The organism is Rhizobacter sp. P2_H2 (assembly GCF_056403375.1).
Genome location: NZ_JBFUFP010001630.1, coordinates 1 through 806 on the forward strand (window position 1 = coordinate 1; position 806 = coordinate 806).

2 protein-coding genes are annotated in these 806 nt (G+C 60.5%); both read left to right on the forward strand.

Features of this window, described 5'->3' with window-relative positions; translation table 11 throughout:
* Positions 1-97: 97 nt before the first annotated feature.
* A complete protein-coding gene (locus AC1D15_RS35220; RefSeq protein ID WP_477829736.1) occupies positions 98-577 on the forward strand; it encodes a hypothetical protein in 480 nt (159 codons plus the stop codon).
* 16 nt (positions 578-593) lie between these two features.
* A partial coding sequence (locus AC1D15_RS35225) for a hypothetical protein (RefSeq protein WP_477829737.1) occupies positions 594-806 on the forward strand: 213 nt, incomplete at its 3' end.

The window sequence follows — 806 nt, forward strand, 5'->3', positions numbered from 1 at the left end:
CGGCTGGCATGCGAGGCAAAGGGMCGAGCGAGTGTCGATGCCAATAGGGCCCTTCTCGGACGGAGGCCGATAACGCATGAATGCTCGACAAACTGTCGTGCTCGACGTTTTCGCCGACTACAACCAGTTCTATGTTCAGGACGGTGGCATCTTCCCCGATGCGCCGACCGACTGGACGGATGTCGATGTGGAACGAAGGGCGAAGGCTGCCGCGAACGTCTTGGTCATCTGCCCGCTTAGAAACACCACCGTACCCGTGACGCTGGAGGTTTTCGACTCCGCTCCGACGATTGACCTCGCTGGATACGATCACGTGATTCGGTGCTCCCTGGACTTGCCGACGGGAAACTTGCAGGTCCATGAATGCACGGGTGGCGAGGTCTACTCCCGAGCGGTGCCGCCCGGCACATACACGGTTCTCGCACTGTTTTCGGGGCTGAACTCCCTCAGCGAGAATGGGCTCGACGGAGAGGACTCGTACAGGCTGGTGATCTGGGCTTCGCGAGCGCCGGTGAGCTTGGAGGTTCTGAAGGCATGGCCGCTATGCCCCTATCGACATGAGCACGAGGACTGCTGAAGTCACCGCGGCGTGCGTGAGCTTCGTCTTCCTCTGGTTGGAGGTGGCTGCACTTTTTATTTGGCTCGCCCCTGAAAACCTACAGATCATCCCTTTTGTCGCGGTTGCGGCCGCGGCCACCGCGTGCGCTGCGTACTTCTGGAGGCATATGGCGGCTGAGGCCAAAATGGTGCCGTCCCCAGGCGCATGGCTCGGGATGTTTGCACTAGGAGCGGCCATTTCCTTCGCT